Raw genomic sequence first — 18205 nt, 5'->3', positions numbered from 1 at the left:
AGCAAAATGTGTACGTTTGTCCTGCCAAGCAAGCGTTAACACCCAGAGGGCAAGCAAGAGATAAAGGCATGATTTATAGGAACTATAACTGCAGCGTCAAAATTTGTAGAGTTTGCAGCCTGCAAACCCAATGCACCAAAACAGCCACTCCCCGAACAATTCGTCGTTGGGAGCATGCTAGTCGCATTGAAAAGATGACCGAGCTTCTGGAGTCCAAACCTGACAGCATGGTGATCAGACAACAAACCGTCGAACACCCATTCGGTACAATTAAATTATGGATGGGCGCAACACAGCTACTCACCAGAAGATTTAAGGGGGTCAGCATTGAAATGGACTTGCATGTCCTGGCCTACAATCTTAGACGAATGATCACAATTTTTGGTGTCAGCGGCTTAATCAAAGCTTTGATGACCAATGCATCCTAGGCTTAATCTGATTGCAGCTTCCTGTTGAGGCGCTATTTGGCTTGTATGAGCGGACTATTCTAAAAAGGCTGGTAATCACAAAAATCAAACATCGGCGCCAGATACATGACTGTAGCCCTGTGCTGTTTGTTGTGAACGAAATAAAGCTAGATCTATTTGAAATACGAGTTTTCACACAGCCTGTGCTCAAAGCCAGCATTCCATGAGCGTTCGTAAATGTTATATTTAGGCCAAATCTAAACCAAGCTTCAACGGCAGCTAATGGCACAATCAACGTCACTTAAAAAATAGATTACCGCCTGCGCGGTAATGACAGAAAAGCGGACAATGTGATAGTTCGAAAATGTCGGCTGTCTCATCACAGCTGCCAAAAAGCAAAACCCGCCAAAAGACCGCTTTGTGAAGGTAACTGCTATAGTTGTTACACAAGAAAAAGATCTGCTTTTTTCTTCTAACCGATGAAACTCATTTCGTTGGTTTTAGCCGAACTCTCTTGATAAGTGTTTATGGAATCACTGAACTGAAAGAGTCGGTTCAAACCAGTCTCAAAGGTCCGCTATCCGAACAAAGGCAATGAACTTTTCTTCTAGCTCAGCTAGAGATTAATGCCTACTTACTCATCGTTTGTGATAAGAAGCAAGGTCGGTTCTTGAATATTAAGTTATCTATTCCCATAAAATGACTCAGCGATGTGAGTAGTCGTAAACCTTTATAACCCTTTTACCGAAGACTTACCGAACATTCTTTCCCGTTTTTCATAATGATATGTAAATGGGTTGATACCAAACGCTTGAACAGCACCAATATCATCTCTAATATGGGATCGAAACTTATGTAGATAAGTTATTATACTATCCTCACGGCACGTATCTAGATCCAATACATCATTAAACACTGTCAACATGGGAGGGGCTAAAGAACGGTACTCTTGTTGAAATAGACCACATTTGCAAGCTTCTATTGCCGGCCAATCTAATGCTTTGATCTTATTTAGTACATCTTCTTTGGATAAACAGAATGATAACTCGTCTGCAGATCCAGAAAATGAGGCGATCGATACTAGATCTTCGGTCTCGTATTCATCACCGTGTTTTAGCCTGTAGGTCTGCGAGTACTCAAAATCCTTTGTGTTCAAAGTTTGTTGAAAATGAATAGCATATCGAAGCAGGGCATAGAGCAAAGCATCGAATGCACGAGGTACAATAAAGTGACGGAGCGCATGACTTTCAAATAAGGGAACGATAGTGAATGCTTTGACGAGTCGTTGTATAAGCGTGTAGCAACCAGCCCATCCGGTTTGTTTAAGGAACAGAGGGGTCATCTCTTCTAAGCTTTTCTCCAGCACCTTAGCACTGTGGAAGTGAGACGTTAATGTAAACATAAGCATTAGCCATACGCTCAGTGCGAAACAAATAGGGCAAGGTGGCGATAACGCCTGGAAATGGTTGATCGAAAGATATCGATAGGATTGAATTGAAAGCAATCGATGCTGTTTAAGCAAACCGCTAATTAATTTCAGACGTGACATACCATACTCTAAGACTAACGTTTCTAAATCGTGAATTTGCTCAAAATATCGGTCACGATGTGCTTCTGTATCATACGACTGAAGATAAAATGTGACGCTAGAAATTTTGCTCACCTCAACGCCATGAATTGCTCTTAGCTGCTTTTTCTTGCACCAACCTGCTTTGCAACATATTGCCCAAAAATCCGGATGCTCCGGCGAAAATCGTGATGGATATGGGAACGACAATCCCAATTTCTGTATTAGTCTGTCCTCGTCACCAAGCTTCATGCGAAGTTTTTCATCAATGTTAGTGATCAGGTTAGTCAAATAGCCAACCGTCGAGTCAATTTTTTCTGCTAGGGATGCCTGGCCCTCGATGATTGAGGCGAGTGTTTTTTCAATGCGGTCATCCCTACCTCGACCACATTGAGGACAATGGCGCGTAGCAATTTCCTGTCGTGTTTTGGGATATGGGGAGTGGCAGCGCGAACAAGTACTTCCTAAGGTCGTATCATGAATGGGGCAATTCGTTAACCAAGGATAATCATAGATATCGCTATGATAGAAAAGCGCACTGCATTGTGCACAATGACGTAAGGCTGGTTTGAATTTATGGCGGTTTAGATCAGCATGCGTCGCAAAAATCGTTTGATCATTACCTTGGCGTATATCGCGCATGAGTAGTCCAGGATTGGCCATGCACTGAATACGCCAGCGTCCCCATTGACTCAAATAGGGTAGCCAAAAGAAACGACCTTGATTAACGAGATAGTCGTCGGGTAAATACTTATTCACGATCATCAGATCCCCGCCACATAAAAGGCCTCAGTAATAAGGGCATCGTCATAGTCGTGAACAACCGTCAACCGTGGCAAGAAGTCCATTAGAAGAATGTCTAGGGTCGCTCGACAGATTTCCATGGTTAGTTGTGACTCTTCCTCTTGGCAGAATTGATCACAATAAACACGCCAGATGTCGCTAGCCATATTGACGAATCGCCAGCCTTGTTCGACTGCTCGGGGTAGAAAGTACGCGGTAAAGCTGGGTCCATTGTCGGGGTAGGTAAAGGAATCATATTGAGTCAGTATCTCCCTGAGTGCTGACTCAGACTGCACGCCGTAAAACGATGTGTGTTGACGAAAGAAGCGCCCGTATATATGGTCATTTGTCGATTGGTGAATTTGATCTAAGAGTTGATTAGACTCATTCTGATTACCCACGAACACCGACATTAGTCGGATTCTAGCGGTTTCAAATGCATCAAAAATCTCAGAAAACGCGTACAGTTGATCCAGACTTAATCGCTGCATTTCATCGACAATCAGAACGATCTGATAAGTTTGATAAAGGCTAACTAAATCCAAGGCATGTTGTACGAAGCGTGCGGCCAAAACATCCGATGAGTCGGATTTCGATACAGGCACATTGACGCTCAAGCATAGATTGTTAAAGACGCCTCGTATGGTTTTTATATCACGACGATTGATGGAGGTATAGATCACCGGAACGCGACGTTGTTGACGATTACGCAAGCGATCAACGAGACGACGTACGGCAAAGGATTTTCCAATTCGTGCCGGCCCAATAATATAGCCGCCGGTTCCTCCGGTCCATAGCCAACGTTTCACTGTTTCCTCTAATTGGAGCGATGCTTGAGTATCGAATACGACCTCTAGCGGTGTATCGATGAGGGGGTGAAAAGGCATTTCCTGGGACGTCATGATGGTTCTCCAGGATGGCTAAAAGCCGTCTGACTAGACCATGTGGCATTGGCTTTAGCTTGGCGTTTCGCTTTTACACGTTCTGGCTGATTGAGGTCGAGGGCGTCGCCGTTCGATTGAAATGTAGTGGCTACGTGTAGCAGTCTCAACGCATGCTTTGGTTCCTGCTTGTGTTTAAGTAGATAGTGCAGTAATCCCGCTAAGGGATCACGCGCCTGAATTTTATCGTGGCGAATTAATTTGTTGATGTATTTTCGGATCGTGATGGAGTGGGGGAATCGTTGCCAGGAACGTGAGCAGGTTGCTACGCCGATAGGCCTGCCCATTTCGGTGTCGACCTCAAACTTGCGAATATCACGCGCATCCATATTCGCGTAGACATGTGTTTCGCTTGGCGCTAATCGAGCGAGGTCGCCAAGGTAGTAATGCACGCGTTCAAAATACAAATAACATTGCCCGCTGTCGCGATTTCGCTTAATGGGTAATCGTAACCGGAGGCGGAACGGGTTGCGTGGCACGCCAATGTCTTCAGAGACACTGGGGTGCCAGTGATGTTGCCATTGATGCGCAAACAACGTTAGAGGGGAAGATCCGGCATTTCTTCCGCCTTTACTTAGTACGTTATGTTGAGTCAACACAATGCTAAGCGCTTCTTCAAACGTTTGCAGACTGATGGCAGGAGGTTTAGTTCGGTTTTTTGCATCTTCTCGCTTAGGGTCACGCGGATGCGATCCTGTCGTCGAAGGTAATTTATGACTATGGTGGCGATTAATATAATCAAAGGCACGTTCAACTTCACTCCGCGCGACAGGATGTTTCGGATGCCCAAACTCAAGGGTCGCCCCTTGATCAACGACAACAAGCTGTTCAATCGCCTTTGCGTGATGCATCCAGGCATTGTCAAGTGCAATGCGTTCGAATACAAGGGGCGATAAGTCAGGTAAGGACGATGGAAAAGTGGCACCCGGGTCGTAAGTAAATAAGGGGGAAGTGAGTGTCATCGGCTGCCAAGATTGCAGACAGTTATCGAGTAGTGTCTGTAGATCGAGGGCACTAGGATGGTCTGTGAGTGATAGGTGGTATCCAAGATAACACGAAGAGGCCACGTCTACTGCGATTAGTAAAGTCGCGCGAGCTAATCGCAGAGGGATTAATTCATCATTTAAACAGAGAGTCAGCCGTCCCTGGAAATCAATGACCTGCTCATCAATTTCGACACGATCCATGACCTGCAAAGGGGGCTGGCTGGCTGGAAATTTCATTCGAGCTGTGCGCTCTCGTGCTTGAAGCGCATTCGCGAGCTTTTTATGAATATGACGACGTAAGGATTCGTAACCGTACTTATTTGTGGTATAGGGGTAGCGATCGTGTGGCCAGTGTGCATCGACCAGACACTGTTTGTACATGCCAAAAATGGAATGAAGTAATAAGGTTGGTGCGTATCGTGCTTTTTTCAAGTGCGCAGCAATAGCCTCATCGATCATGACTTCGATACTAGGCAGTTCGCTGAGCAAGGCTTGAAACGCCCCTTTTTCACCGCTAGGTTTGAGCACGCTTGGCAGCGCAATAAGTCGTTCATTTGCTTTGAGATGTTGATGGGGAATTAGCGCTTTTGTCAACGGCCATTGACCGTCATGATCCTCGGTAAAACAACGATTAAGTAACTGAGTGATCCGGCCAGGGGATAAGGCGACACGCTCTGCTACGTGGTTAAGTGCGTCGCCATTTAGTACGCAACAAGCTACTTGTTGGTTACGTAGGAACGTACTTCGCACAGAAACCGGTAAGGCATCGACCTCAACCAATGGCCAATTATTGTAATCGTAGTAGTGCGGCGCTAGCGCGAGGGCATGTCGCCAACGGGACATCGGGATAACTCCAGATCATAACTGAGTCGACATTGGGTTAAATTCCCCTGAATTTTGCCGCGATGAAGTAGCCTGAATAAGGCAACTTCACTCATTGCGCGCGATTCACGGTCCAAAGGGTGTAACCAGTGACGTAAGGGGAAGGTCTGGCCTAGGGGCCACTCAAGCAGAATATTTAATTCGTGGTTGTCGGTGTTTACATGACGCGCACGATATAGCACGCGAACGATACGCCACCAATTTAATGCTTCCGTTTCACGTTCACGGGCTGATTCGTTGGCAATAAGTTCAAAGATTAGATTATGTAACTGGCAGAATGCTTTGAGTGCGGCAAGCTTTTCGTCATCCCATTCACCCCGCGGTTTAAGTTCGATAATGTAGCGACCATCACGTTTTAATACATAGGCATCGGGCCGATAGGGCACGCCTCGGTACCGAAGTTTTAGCGGTTGAGGAATGTAACTAACCACGCGAGGGTCGCCTTCTTGCAGGGCAGCATATAGGTACTCGTCATAGGAGTGAAATTCAGCGGCACCGGGATATTTGATCATTGCTTGGAGGCGACATTCGACCGCCGTGCGAAATGCGCGACCGTTGGTATGTTGTTGTGGCACTAAACTCTCAGCGGTGACAAGTCGCGCTAATCTTAGCTGCTCTCGCGTCATGTACACATCCTCAGTAGACCGAAGAGACTGTTATTTTACGTGGTAAACAACACATAAAAATAGCCTGTATTTCTGCACCAATAACCCATACATTGGTACATAGTTACTATACCTTTGTTTCTAATGGTTATTTGTTCTAGTAAGAGTGCTGTTTGGCTAAAAATAGTGGCTATAATTACCTTTAACTTGCTCCAAAATTAGGAGGCAAAAATGGAACACTTATTTGAAAAACCAAAGCAGTTATTTGAATACCGTGTTTTTGCGCAAAACCGTGAAACTTCAGGTTACCTATGCTCTTACACTTGGAATGAGTTAATCGACCATAGAGCATCGCTCTTCAACATTGATAGTAAGTACCCAAGATATTTGGTAAAGCCAGAGATATTGACGCTACTTAATAATGAAAAATATTTACCCAGAAGGTTGTTGTTAGATTTAATGTGGAGTACTGGAGCAACTGTTTCTGAAGTTCTAGGTTTAAAGCGTGAAAGCTTTAAACGGTCAGGAAGTGTTATTTTGAAGCGGCTTCATAGTAGGGCTGGGAGGCCCACAAAAGCTCAGCAAGAAATGATCTCATCTCGATCTATCTCAATTAAAGATTCGGATCTAAAAGATCGTATTGAGTCTTACATTATTGGAAACCAAATTAAACACAATCAAAGACTTTTCGGTGTGGATCGACATACTGTAAATCGTCATATACATAAACTGGTCGAACGTTCGGGAGGCTCCCCCTTTAATATAACCGCTGAAACCTTTAGACATAGCTTTGCAGTGCATCTAATGCTCTCGGGAGTACCTCAAACTAGAATCAGAAAACTTTTGGGCTTAAAAAAGTACCATCAAATAGAAAAATATGAAAGAGCCATTCCCGAAGATGTTGATGATGTTTTAAGAGGTGTACTAGATAATTACCAATACCTGTGTCTTTATCTTTCTGAAAGCGGACGTTGGCGGTTTTTGTTTACTTTGGTCAAATTAGGCTAGTAATAGCTCTCTTAAGTCATAGCGTTAACATCATGTAATTTTTTGTAAACTTATGCTACATGAGTCACGGATTGCATTAGTGAATGATGTTTAAATGGACGTCCATTTTTTACGTACGTCAATCTATTGCCGGTGAAGTGTGTCGGCAGAATTTAACAAGGAAATTGTTTATGTCTAAGTTACTATGCGGTCTAGCAGCCGGTATTCTAGTAATCAGCTCTACAACAGCTAACGCTGGATTAATTGGAGATACGGTAGATATTAAAGACAGGTTTGGCACACAATCAGCCGTTGTCGGGGCAGGGAGTGAGACGCGCACAGGTGGGTATGGTTTTGGAGTAAGTCATTTTATCAACTTGTCGGACAACGAGCTCTCAATTGGACTGGTTAATAGCTCAGCGACTCAGTGGGACTGGTCTGGATCAAATGGTGATTTCTGGGAAGTTCTAAATATGGATTCTGTTGTAGACTCTTCAGCAGTAATTTCAGGTTTTTCACAAGTTACAGGCCATTCTCTATATAGCTTTGATACATCGTTTTCAGACCACGGTATCCGAGTTGATATGGCAGGATTAAGTCCTTTTAGCATTGCTTCCGGGGATTTCGTTAGCTTTGATTTTTCCTTTGACTTTAAAGCGGTTAGTGTTCCTGAGCCAGCTACATACTCGCTGCTAGGTCTCGGGCTTCTAGCTATGGGGTTTGCGCGTCGTAAAGCTAAATAGTAGTCCAGAGTTTAGCGCAGCAGCAGCTCGGGGGAAGCCCTGAGCTTCCTCGAGAGATAAGGCTTAAGAAGCAACTTTCTTAAGGCTCTTCCTTTTTTGAATGGCGGCGATACATAGCTGTAATTACTTCGAGTTCTATGAAGGCTCATTTTCGAGCTATGTCAGTCATCGATCTTATTGTATAGCAGATTACTAAATGAATAGGGCGTTATCTTGGGTTAAATTGTATTGTTATTCCTTAACGAACAGCTTGTTAATTCTTATTCAGATTTTTTAGCGCATCATTAAGCATTTCCTCTGGCGGCTCTTCATATATAAGAGTTGTTGAGGCGTTTACATGCCCAGCAATTTTCTGAGCCACTTTAACTGACTTCTTCTGTTTATGGATCACATCTGTTATCAGTGAACGGCGACCACTATGTGAACTTGCTTTCTCGATCCCGGCCCAATTTCGGAGCATGAGAGCCATATGTTCCTGAAGTGTATTAGGAGAGTAGGGGCCACCTTTCTGGGTGATAAAGAGTGGATCACCAGGCTTTAGGTGTGATTCTTTTGATATACGAATTTGTAAATACTCAGTAAGAGCCCGCCTCAAATCAGTATCAACCATGGGAAGATCACGGGATTTACCTTTATGTTGTTTCACAGGAGGATAGAAATCTTCAGGGTTTACGTCAGCACCTACCTGAACCAGTTTTTCAACTTGACGTATCATTTGATCAAATGCTGACTTCTTAAAGCTGATGGTTTTGCGCTCATATTTACTCTTTGAGCGTTTCATGGCATCAGCGCCTTTCGTATACGAGGCGGGTAAGGTCATCACCTGAAGTAATGTGAAGTCGCAACGAGAAGTTAGTTGTGCAATCTCTTTTATTTGTAGCAAAGCAATCTCTTGCGCTCGCAATCCGAGCTTGAAACTGATTTGCATAATTGCAGTATTTTTCTCTGGATGACGGTTTTGCAGAATAACTTCGAATAAATGATGCTGTTCGTCTAAAGAGGGTACACGAGCTTGTCCATTTTTAGGCATAAATCAACCTTGCAAACAAAATCCGTAATAATGGGAATTTAACGGATTATAGGGCTATAAACAGAATTTATACACTTTACTTTTGATTCTATAGAGGTGTTACTACTAAGGATTATATAAATAAAATGTCAAAGCCTGCAGTAAAAAAAGGCACTTACAAGAGTTTTGCCTTCAATTACCCCAGCCGGTGGTAATTACCAATTTGATAGGTAATTCTTGGTAATTTATGTACTCTTATTAAAACACGCTTTGGCGAAGCGCTGTTTATAACGCACTTTTGTATTAAAAGTGCACCTCCTCAGCAAAAAAAGAGAATCCCTTTTAGTGCATACTTGAGAACACACCATACGTTGTAAAACATGCACATTCAAAATCAAAATACTCGAATATTGGTAATCCAGATAATATCAAAAACTGCTTTAACTGAAAAAAGCACCCTCATAAGTTAGTTTGCCCAATTTATAGATATAGTTGTAATTTTAGCTTTTTAGTTGCAAAAGTTTAGTTCTTTAGTTGCTCACCCACAAGTACCAGTCAATTACGCTTCACCAGAATATATAAGTGCGCATAATATATATTATGTTAAATAGATCGTGGTTATGTATATGGTGATTCGCTTCGTTATCATGTGTTCTACTCTGCTAATAAAACGCACTACCATCGGCACAATAATGTAGCAACACTTCTTATATGTGTGACCTATTCAGTTCCTTTGCATTATTGACTGTTATTTCCGTGACATAGTTGTTAACAAAAGCGGAACAAAGTGTGTAATGAGTTATTGGTGGGCATCTGCGACGATGAATGCTGGGAATAATGCCTCTACGGCAATCAGTCGAGGTATGTTGGTTTCACTGAAATAGTGAAGTTGATAAAACGAGCTATACTATTTAGCTGCTCCACCTTGTTTTGTTTTATCAAATTTTCTTTTTGTTAAGAACTTCTCTTCTGTCTGGAGATGCTGCATGTGTAAAAAACTATTGGGTTTTATGAAAGGCAGAGGATTCACGCTTGTCCTAAGCTTTTTCCTAGCATTTTTTTCACTTGTGGTGCATGCAGCAAGCCTTAGTGGCGTAGTGAAAGATCATCAGGGAAACTTAATTGATGGTGCGAGCGTAACTCTCTTTGAAGTATTGCAAGATGATACTTTTCTTCAAATTGGAGACACCCAAAAAGTTAGTTCAGATGGCGCCTATGAATGGGATGTTTCGCCTAGTAGTTATGTGCTTCGAGCCTCTTTTATAGCATCGGATGTTTCGCTTTCTGGTGCGCCAAATAGTGTAGCTATCTCATCCGAAGATTTTGAAGTTTATGTAGATACAATACGTGATTTACAGTTCGATTTTCTTGTCCTGTCTGGCAAGGTACTTGATACTAATAAAGCCCCTATCCCCAATGTATCAATCGAAACCAGCACGGTCTGGCACGGTCCTGAGCAAGGCCCCCTACTTCAGTTATCGACACGTAGTTTGGATCATGCCAGTGGTAGTGCTAGTACAGATGCTGAAGGCAACTATGTTATGTTGCTGTTCCCTAGTGATACCTGTATTGAATCCGGTTTTTACCCAGACAGCACTGACTGCTTGTATGACCTTACCTATACTCCAACAATCGAAAGTGGCTTTGCGACCTTTGTAAGATCTGATCTTGCCCTTAACAACGCGCTTAGTCTCGACCAGGAGCTAGTTCTACTTGATAGCATAATACCGAAAACTATTGCCGGGCCTTATGTTAAAAATATTAGCAACCAATCTGTGGTAATAGAATGGCAGACCGATGAACCGGCTAGAAGTACAGTTCAAGTGGTTGGTGGAGCGGTTTTTAAAAATAACCGTTTTCTAACAGAACATAGCGTTGTTATTAATAACCTGGATTCAAACACCGATTATGACGTAAATATTTCGACACGAGACGCACAAAACAATAGTTCTGAAACGCAAGTTCTAAGCTTTACCACTCAAAGTATTAGTGCTGACTCATTAGCGCCACAGTTTGTCCAACCTTTAGCAGCGACGTCTATCGGAGAAACCCAGTTTACGGTGGCTTTTTGTGCTAATGAGCCAGTGCAAGGAAAGTTTATCGTTGACGGAGCTGAGTATTTACTTAATGACTTCTCTCGCTGCCATAACTTGACTGTAGGTGATCTAAACTCGAATCAGACCTATGCGGTGTCAGTAGAAGTTACTGATATTAGCGGTAATGGCCCAACTCAGAGCCATATTAGTAGAGTTAAAACGCTAGCAGCGGCAGACTTGAACCCTCCTCTAATCGTCGCCGGGCCAACGGTTACTGATATTTCAGATACAGTAGCTGTAGTGAAATGGACGACAAACGAAGCGGCTAGCAGTGCAGTTTCATTTAACGATGGTATTAGTTACCGGGTTCAGAATAACACTGAGCTTGTAAGCGATCATTCAGTTCAGATTACAGGGCTAAGTGCTAATACGCTATATAATTTAACCGTTGCCTCAAATGATGCCGCTGGCAATAGAGCAACACAAACTCGGGAGATCCAGTTCCAGACAGCTTCTACTTCCGATACTGAACCGCCATTAATTATTGGGCGTGCTTTAGTTGAAGATGTATCAAACACTAACGCGATGATTAGCTGGCGTACCGATGAATCATCATCTTCTGTTGTGTCCATTGGCACAGAGCCTGATAACCTAAGCCGTGTCGAATCATCTCCCGGCTTTTCTGCAAAGCACCAATTGAGCGTCACTAATCTCTTACCTGCGAGTACTTATTACTTCTCAGTCGAATCAAGCGACCTAAGCGGAAATCAAGTTCATAGCAACGTTTCTTCTTTTACGACCCAATCGCAAAGTGTCTCTAATGGTTTTGAAATTATTTCACAGCCTGTTATTGAGCGTTTGACGGGTAACAGCATCACTTTAAGTTGGAAAACGAATCGATACTCAGATAGCCGTCTAATTTGCGAATCGGTGAACGGGATTAGCGAGGTAAATAAAACAGAATTAAGCAAAAACCATCTTCTTACTCTAATTGGATTAGAGTTTAATACTGCATATCGCTGTGTGGTTTATTCGACGGACATAGAAGGTTTTATTGCTAGCAAAGTGATTGGTGCTTTAAGTACAGAATTTGTAGATTCAACCCCGCCAAACTGTATAACACCACCTACAGCCCAAGCATTTGTTAATTTTGCCGAAGTCACTTGGGAAAGCAGTGAGCTAGCAGTAATAAGCCTTAACTACAGGGAAAAAGGAGCAAGTACTTGGAGTCAGCAGGCGAATTCAGAATTAAGAGAGACGGGACTAGAATTACTGAACGGGCTATTACCTGACACCAATTATGAGTATCAAATAAGTTTGACTGATGCTGTAGGTAATAGTGCTGATTGCGCTATAGCGGAGTTTAACTCTGGAACTGAAGCTAGTGCACCTGAGCTCCCTGCCCCCTTATTTACAATTCAGCCTTTCGTTAGTGATGTTAGCGCGTCTAGCGCAATCGTCAACTGGTCAACAGAAAAGGCATCAACAGGTCAAGTTCGTTATGGCCTCACGTCTGACGAAATGAACCAGCTTGAATCCGATTTCAACTTTACCGCCGCTCACGCTATCGCGCTTAATAACTTGCAAGCAGAAACAACTTACTTTCTTCAGGTAGATGCTTTCAATTCTGAAGGTGAGCAAAGTATTAGTGAGACGATAAGTTTTACAACGGAGTCAAACCCAACAACCGAGCTAATACCGCCGAAAATTATTTCGGGTCCATTCGTAAAAAACATAAGTGACGTATCTGCAGTCGTAGAGTGGGTGACGGATAAGGAATCCGATAGCACGGTCGTAATTAGCGGAGGTGATACATTTTCCCGCCAAGATCTAACGACTAATCATTCTGTAGTATTAAGCGGCTTATCAGCTGATACTGCCTACGAGACGCTTGTATTTTCAATTGATGATAATGGCTTAAGTTCTGAGCAAGTGCCAGCTAACTTTAGAACATCCCCCTTACCCGATTCCGATTTACCATTTTTTGTCACCGGACCAACTATTAGCTCAATAGACTATGACAAATTTACCGTATCATTTTGCGCTGATGAGCCGGTAACAGCTCTTGTTACTGTCGTCACCGTCGGCACGGAAGACAGCAGCGATTTTCCCCTTGATAGTGCCGCTACTTGTCACCAACTTGTTGTACCTAGCCTTACACCGCGTACGCAGTATTCAGTTGTTGTTGCTATCTCCGATATTGCTGGAAATGGGCCTGTATTAAGCTCACCACAAACGGTAACCACACTATTTGAACTTGATATTTCTGCACCTGAAATAACTGGACCCATCGTAAGTGACATAAGCCAAACGACCGCAATCGTTCGCTGGACGACTAACGAAGCAGCAGATAGTGGTGTTTCCTATACGGACGGGAATAGCACTAATACGCTTCAAAGCGAGTCCTTGGTTCGTTCGCATGAAATGTATTTAAGTGGTCTAGATGCTAATACTACTTATGTCTTAAGGGCGTCTTCCACTGATGCAGCCGGGAACGGGCCGAGCATTTCCGCGCCTGTTGAATTTACTACTTTAGCTTTGCCTGACACGACAGCACCTCAAATTATCGCAGGGCCTATTGTTGAAAATATTACAGTTAGCAGCGCAGACATACTTTGGTCAACTACCGAGTCTTCATCTCGTACGGTTCGTCTGGGGCTAAGCGAAGAGTCCCTAGATCAGACTTTTACTCTAAATGGATTTTCTACTGAACACAGCGTTCCTGTTTTCAACCTTGCTGCCGACACCCGATATTACTTTAGGGTCGAGTCTTCAGATCTTTCTGATAATACCGTTACCAGTAATGTGCTTTCATTTAAAACCTTATTACCCGGTGTTGCGCCCGTTACACTAGAAATTGTAGCAGAGCCAGTCATAGAAAATGCCAGTACTGATTCGCTGACTGTTAGCTGGAAAACAAATCTTGATGCTGATAGCCGGTTAGTCTGTGAGGCTGAGCAAGCTGTTAGCGAGTTTGAGCAAGCAACAACATTCTCCAGCTCTTCGCAAATTGCACCCTACTTTGCTGCTGCGCCAACCCGGTCAATTGAAGAACAATACATCGTTTTACTAAAAGAGCCCGAAAACGCAACGCAGAGCTCAAGCAGAAATCGCAGCATATACTCCCCTTCACCGATCAGCCCGCAGTTTTTCGGGCTCTCTAAAAACCAATCTCCTGAGCAGCGTAAGGCATCAGTTCAGGCATTGGCTACTGATATATCTAACAAAGTCAAAGCGAAGGCGGTGCGCCAATACTCCAGTTCAGTTCCTGGTTTTGTGCTAAAAATGAAAGCTGAAGAATTACAGAATCTTCGCAACGACCCTCGCGTACTTTTGATAGAGCAAGATCAGGTAATGAGTGCTAGCGTAACGCAAAACAGTGCGACATGGGGCCTTGACCGAATCGATCAAACTGCTTTGCCGCTTGATACCACCTATAGCTATGAGCTAGATGGTAGTGGTGTAAATGCCTATATCATCGACACGGGTATACTTACTTCGCATAGTGATTATGCAGGTCGAGCTACAAGTGGTTGGGATTTCATTGATAATGACGCAGACGCTTCTGACTGTAATGGCCATGGTACTCACGTTGCTGGAACCGTTGGTGGCAACACTTGGGGTGTTGCAAAAAATGTAAATATGACAGCGATTAGAGTACTTGATTGTAATGGTTCAGGAACAGCTTCGGGCGTAATTGCAGGTATTGATTGGGTAGCAGCAAATGCTAAATTTCCTGCTGTAGCAAACATGAGTCTTGGTGGCGGAAATTCAGCGGCACTAGATGCTGCAGTAAACCGGGCGATTGATGCTGGAATTACTTTTGCTGTAGCGGCGGGTAATTCAAATATAAATGCTTGTTCCGGGTCGCCAAATAAAGTACCTGCTGCGATCACAGTTGCGTCGTCAACTCGATATGATAGCCGCTCAAGCTTCTCAAATTGGGGAGCATGTATTGATATATTCGCGCCAGGCTCAGATATTACGTCGACTTGGAGCAATGGCGGTACCAATACTATTAGTGGTACCTCAATGGCAACACCACATGTTGCCGGAGCGATAGCACTCTATTTGCAGGCTCACCCAGATGCTTCGCCGGCTGAAGTAGCTTCGAGTATGACTGGATATGCTTCAACAGGTTTGATCAGTCGCTTAAATGGTTCACCAAACCTTCTACTTAATATAGCTTTCGATGGTGAGACTGAGCTGCCAAGCCCTCCTCCAACGCCACCGCTTGAAAAAGTCACTTATGAAATAAGCGATCCGCAGAGAGTCAAGCACCATTTGTTAACCTTAACGGGCTTAGCTGCTAATACGACTTATTCTTGTAATGTTTATTCTTCGGATATCACAGGCGATACAGTTAGTGCGCCGCTAAGAGGCTCAACGGCAGCTGTACCAGATACAGAAGCCCCAGAATGTGTCGGTGAACCCTCCGCAACGGGCTATGTCGATTCGGCACAACTTACTTGGTCTTCAAGTGAGCTGACTACCGCATTGCTTAATTACCGCCCCGTTGGCGCGGCTGACTGGTTAGAAAGTGGCACAATCAATTTATCTACACAAGATTCTCTGCTACTTACAGGCTTGACTCCCGAAACGGAGTACGAACAACAAATCACTTTAACTGATGTGGCGGGTAATAGTGCTCAATGCCCGTTAGGATATTTTGAAACTATCGCACCAGGAACGATTCCAGACGCGGTATTTAGCTTGCAGCCCGTTGTAAGTAATATCAGCGAGCATAGTGCTACGGTCAGCTGGAGTACCGTCCAACCATCTACTGGCAATGTCCGCTATGGTGAGGCCGACAGTGATTTAACTAAACTTCGTTCAGATAATCGTAGCCTCAGCAATCACAGCCTGGAGCTTTTGAATCTCGAAGCTAATACCATGCATTACTTGCAGGTTGATGCATTTAATATCCTTGGTGAGAAAACTAGTAGTGAGATTGTTAGCTTTACAACGCTTCATTTCGATAATGACTTTGATAATGACGGTGTAAGTAATGATGTGGATAACTGCCTGTTTACGCCAAACCCAGACCAAATCGACAGTGATAATGACGGTGCCGGGGATGCTTGTGACCCGCCTGTATTGGTCGACAATGACTTCGACAACGATGGAATACTGAATGATGTTGATAATTGCCCGACCACGCCGAACGCTGATCAAGCTGATAGCGACAACGATGGTTTGGGTGACGCCTGCGATGCGCCGAATAATAATGACAATGACTTCGATAATGATGGCGTACTTGACGATAACGATAACTGTCCTTTGGTTCCAAATGCTGATCAAGCTGATAGCGACAATAACGGTATTGGCGATGCTTGTGACGCCCCCTTAGTATCTGACGATGATTATGATAACGACGGCATACTGAATGATGTTGATAATTGTCCGTTAATTCCAAACACTAACCAGCTTGATAGTGATAATGATGGCATTGGTGATGTATGCGATACACCGGCCCTAGTTGATTACGACAGGGATGGTATTCCAGATGAAAGCGATAACTGCCCTTTGATTCCGAATAGTGATCAGGCTGACCGTGACAATAATGGTATAGGTGATGCTTGTGATGTTCCGCTTATCTCAGACGATGATTATGACGATGACGGCGTGCTTGACGGAGTCGATAACTGCCCATTAACACCTAACCCGGATCAAAGTGATAGTGATAGCGACGGGATAGGTGATGCCTGTGATGCGCCTTCCGTTATCGAAAATGACTTCGATAACGATGGAATACTTGACGAAAATGACAATTGTCCACTAATACCCAATGCAGATCAGAGTGATCGTGACGCTAATGGTATTGGCGATGCATGTGATGTCCCCGAGATTATTTCACCACCGCCACCGGAGTTAGTTGGTATTAGCTTAAGCGGTGTTGTTAATGGTGAGGGAAGCCCCGTTGGAGGCGCGGAAGTAGCAATCTATAATAGTCAAAAACAATATCTGAGTTCTGTGGCTACATCGTCGGACGGTGCGTACTTATTTGAAAATATGAGTGCTGGCGATTATTTCATTGGTGTTACTCCGCCATCAGAAAGTGGCCTCAGCAACCCTACCCTGCAGGAAATAAGTATTGCTGGTCGCGACGTCGTTCACTTGATTACATTGATAGGTGACGCACTGACCTTATCTGGTTACCTAAAAGATAGTCAGGGGCGCGTGATCGATAAGGTTCAAGTAAGCTTGCATCAGCAGAGCACTGGTAACCAGGTGGGCAATAAAGTACTCACTGATACGCAGGGCCATTTTGAGTTTGCAGTATCGCCGGGCAACTATAAGTTAAGACCTTTGGTAGATGTGTTTAACTCAGCTAGCGTTTCGGCAGTTCCTGCTTATCCAGTACCCGATTACGCGGCAATTTTTCATGAGCCGCAGAATATTCAGGTTAGCGCGAATACTTCTCTCGATATTACGCTGCCCCTAGCTTTGCTTTCCGGTAAGACTGTAGATACCTTCGGCAACGTAGTGCCTGGCGTTGCGCTATCAATTCAACATCAATTCTCTACGACGACTCAGGACTACTATCTTGAAAACTATGCGACAGACTCCTTAAGCAATGCGATATCTGACGATAATGGCGACTTTGAATTCGCGATTTTCACTGATCAGCCAGTCGACATTATGCTTACGCCTCCGGGAGCACGTAACGACCTAGCTGTGACAACTATCCAGGATTTCAGTATCAGTGAAGATACACGTCAAAACTTCACTTTAGTCGAAGGTGTATCCCTTTCAGGTGTCTTGCAGGATACGCAGGGTCGACCTATAGACAATACAAAACTCAGCTTGCACCTCCAGGAAAATGACGCCCAAGTTGGCGGCGCTGTTTATACAGACGAAAATGGTACTTATCAATTTCAGGTAGAGGCAGGCACGTACAAAATTAAGCCTCATTTAAACCCCTTTGGTCGCGGCGAAGATTCAAGACCCACCTATCCCTTACCTGATTTTGCAACGGTGTTGTTTGCTGAAGAAAATATTGTTGTTGAGTCTGCTACGGTTCAAGATGTGATCTTGCCAATGGCTGTTTTGAGTGGAACCATTAGCGACAAAAACGGCTCACCAGTTGCCGCTACGCGCGTGACAATTAGCCATATCGCGTATCAGCAAAACGGAAACAGTGACACCGGTTTTTATTTGGAAAGTCAGGGCAAGTCGCCTGCGACCCATGCTTTGAGTGACGCTAACGGTGAGTTTGCATTAGCGCTGTTTACTAATCAAAGTACTGATATTAATTT

General features: G+C 43.9%; 9 protein-coding genes. 4 read left to right on the top strand and 5 right to left on the bottom strand.

The features are described from left to right. Nucleotides 1-428 (top strand): transposase (locus tag A3763_RS22475; protein WP_197483051.1); only part of this gene is annotated, 428 nt, incomplete at its 5' end. Nucleotides 429-1137: 709 nt separating this feature from the next. Here A3763_RS22475 and A3763_RS22470 read toward each other — a convergent pair. From A3763_RS22470 to A3763_RS22455, 4 genes are read right to left on the bottom strand one after another with little or no spacing between them, the layout of a single operon-like run. Further along, nucleotides 1138-2739, bottom strand: coding sequence for a hypothetical protein (locus tag A3763_RS22470; RefSeq protein ID WP_068515038.1), 1602 nt, complete (start codon nucleotides 2737-2739; stop codon nucleotides 1138-1140). Beyond that, a complete protein-coding gene (locus A3763_RS22465) occupies nucleotides 2739-3659 on the bottom strand; it encodes an ATP-binding protein (protein WP_068515035.1) in 921 nt (306 codons plus the stop codon). The genes A3763_RS22470 and A3763_RS22465 overlap by 1 nt, the downstream gene beginning before the upstream one ends. Continuing rightward, complete coding sequence (locus tag A3763_RS22460; protein ID WP_068515030.1) at nucleotides 3656-5527, bottom strand: hypothetical protein; 1872 nt, start codon at nucleotides 5525-5527, stop codon at nucleotides 3656-3658. The genes A3763_RS22465 and A3763_RS22460 overlap by 4 nt, the downstream gene beginning before the upstream one ends. Beyond that, the gene (locus A3763_RS22455) at nucleotides 5497-6192 is read right to left on the bottom strand and encodes a TnsA endonuclease N-terminal domain-containing protein (RefSeq protein ID WP_068513285.1); all 696 of its coding nucleotides are present in this window, start codon (nucleotides 6190-6192) and stop codon (nucleotides 5497-5499) included. Before A3763_RS22455 ends, A3763_RS22460 begins: the two co-directional genes overlap by 31 nt. Before the next feature lie 210 nt (nucleotides 6193-6402). Here A3763_RS22455 and A3763_RS22450 point away from each other — a divergent pair, with 210 nt between their 5' ends. Together A3763_RS22450 and A3763_RS22445 are read left to right on the top strand one after the other, a co-directional pair. After that, complete coding sequence (locus A3763_RS22450; RefSeq protein ID WP_068515027.1) at nucleotides 6403-7179, top strand: tyrosine-type recombinase/integrase; 777 nt, start codon at nucleotides 6403-6405, stop codon at nucleotides 7177-7179. 170 nt (nucleotides 7180-7349) lie between these two features. Continuing rightward, complete coding sequence (locus A3763_RS22445; protein ID WP_068515024.1) at nucleotides 7350-7901, top strand: PEP-CTERM sorting domain-containing protein; 552 nt, start codon at nucleotides 7350-7352, stop codon at nucleotides 7899-7901. Between the two features lie 253 nt (nucleotides 7902-8154). On the opposite strand, the gene A3763_RS22440 is transcribed toward A3763_RS22445, so the two are convergent. Further along, entirely contained in the window at nucleotides 8155-8931 is a 777-nt protein-coding gene (locus A3763_RS22440; protein WP_068515018.1) for a site-specific integrase, read from the bottom strand. Nucleotides 8932-9896: 965 nt separating this feature from the next. Here A3763_RS22440 and A3763_RS22435 point away from each other — a divergent pair. After that, nucleotides 9897-18205, top strand: an 8309-nt coding sequence (locus tag A3763_RS22435) for a thrombospondin type 3 repeat-containing protein (protein WP_156495266.1), incomplete at its 3' end; no start/stop codon positions are given.

The organism is Oleiphilus sp. HI0128 (genome assembly GCF_001635365.1).
Note: the sequence above shows the minus strand (reverse complement) of the source record. Positions and strands in the feature narration are given on the sequence as shown.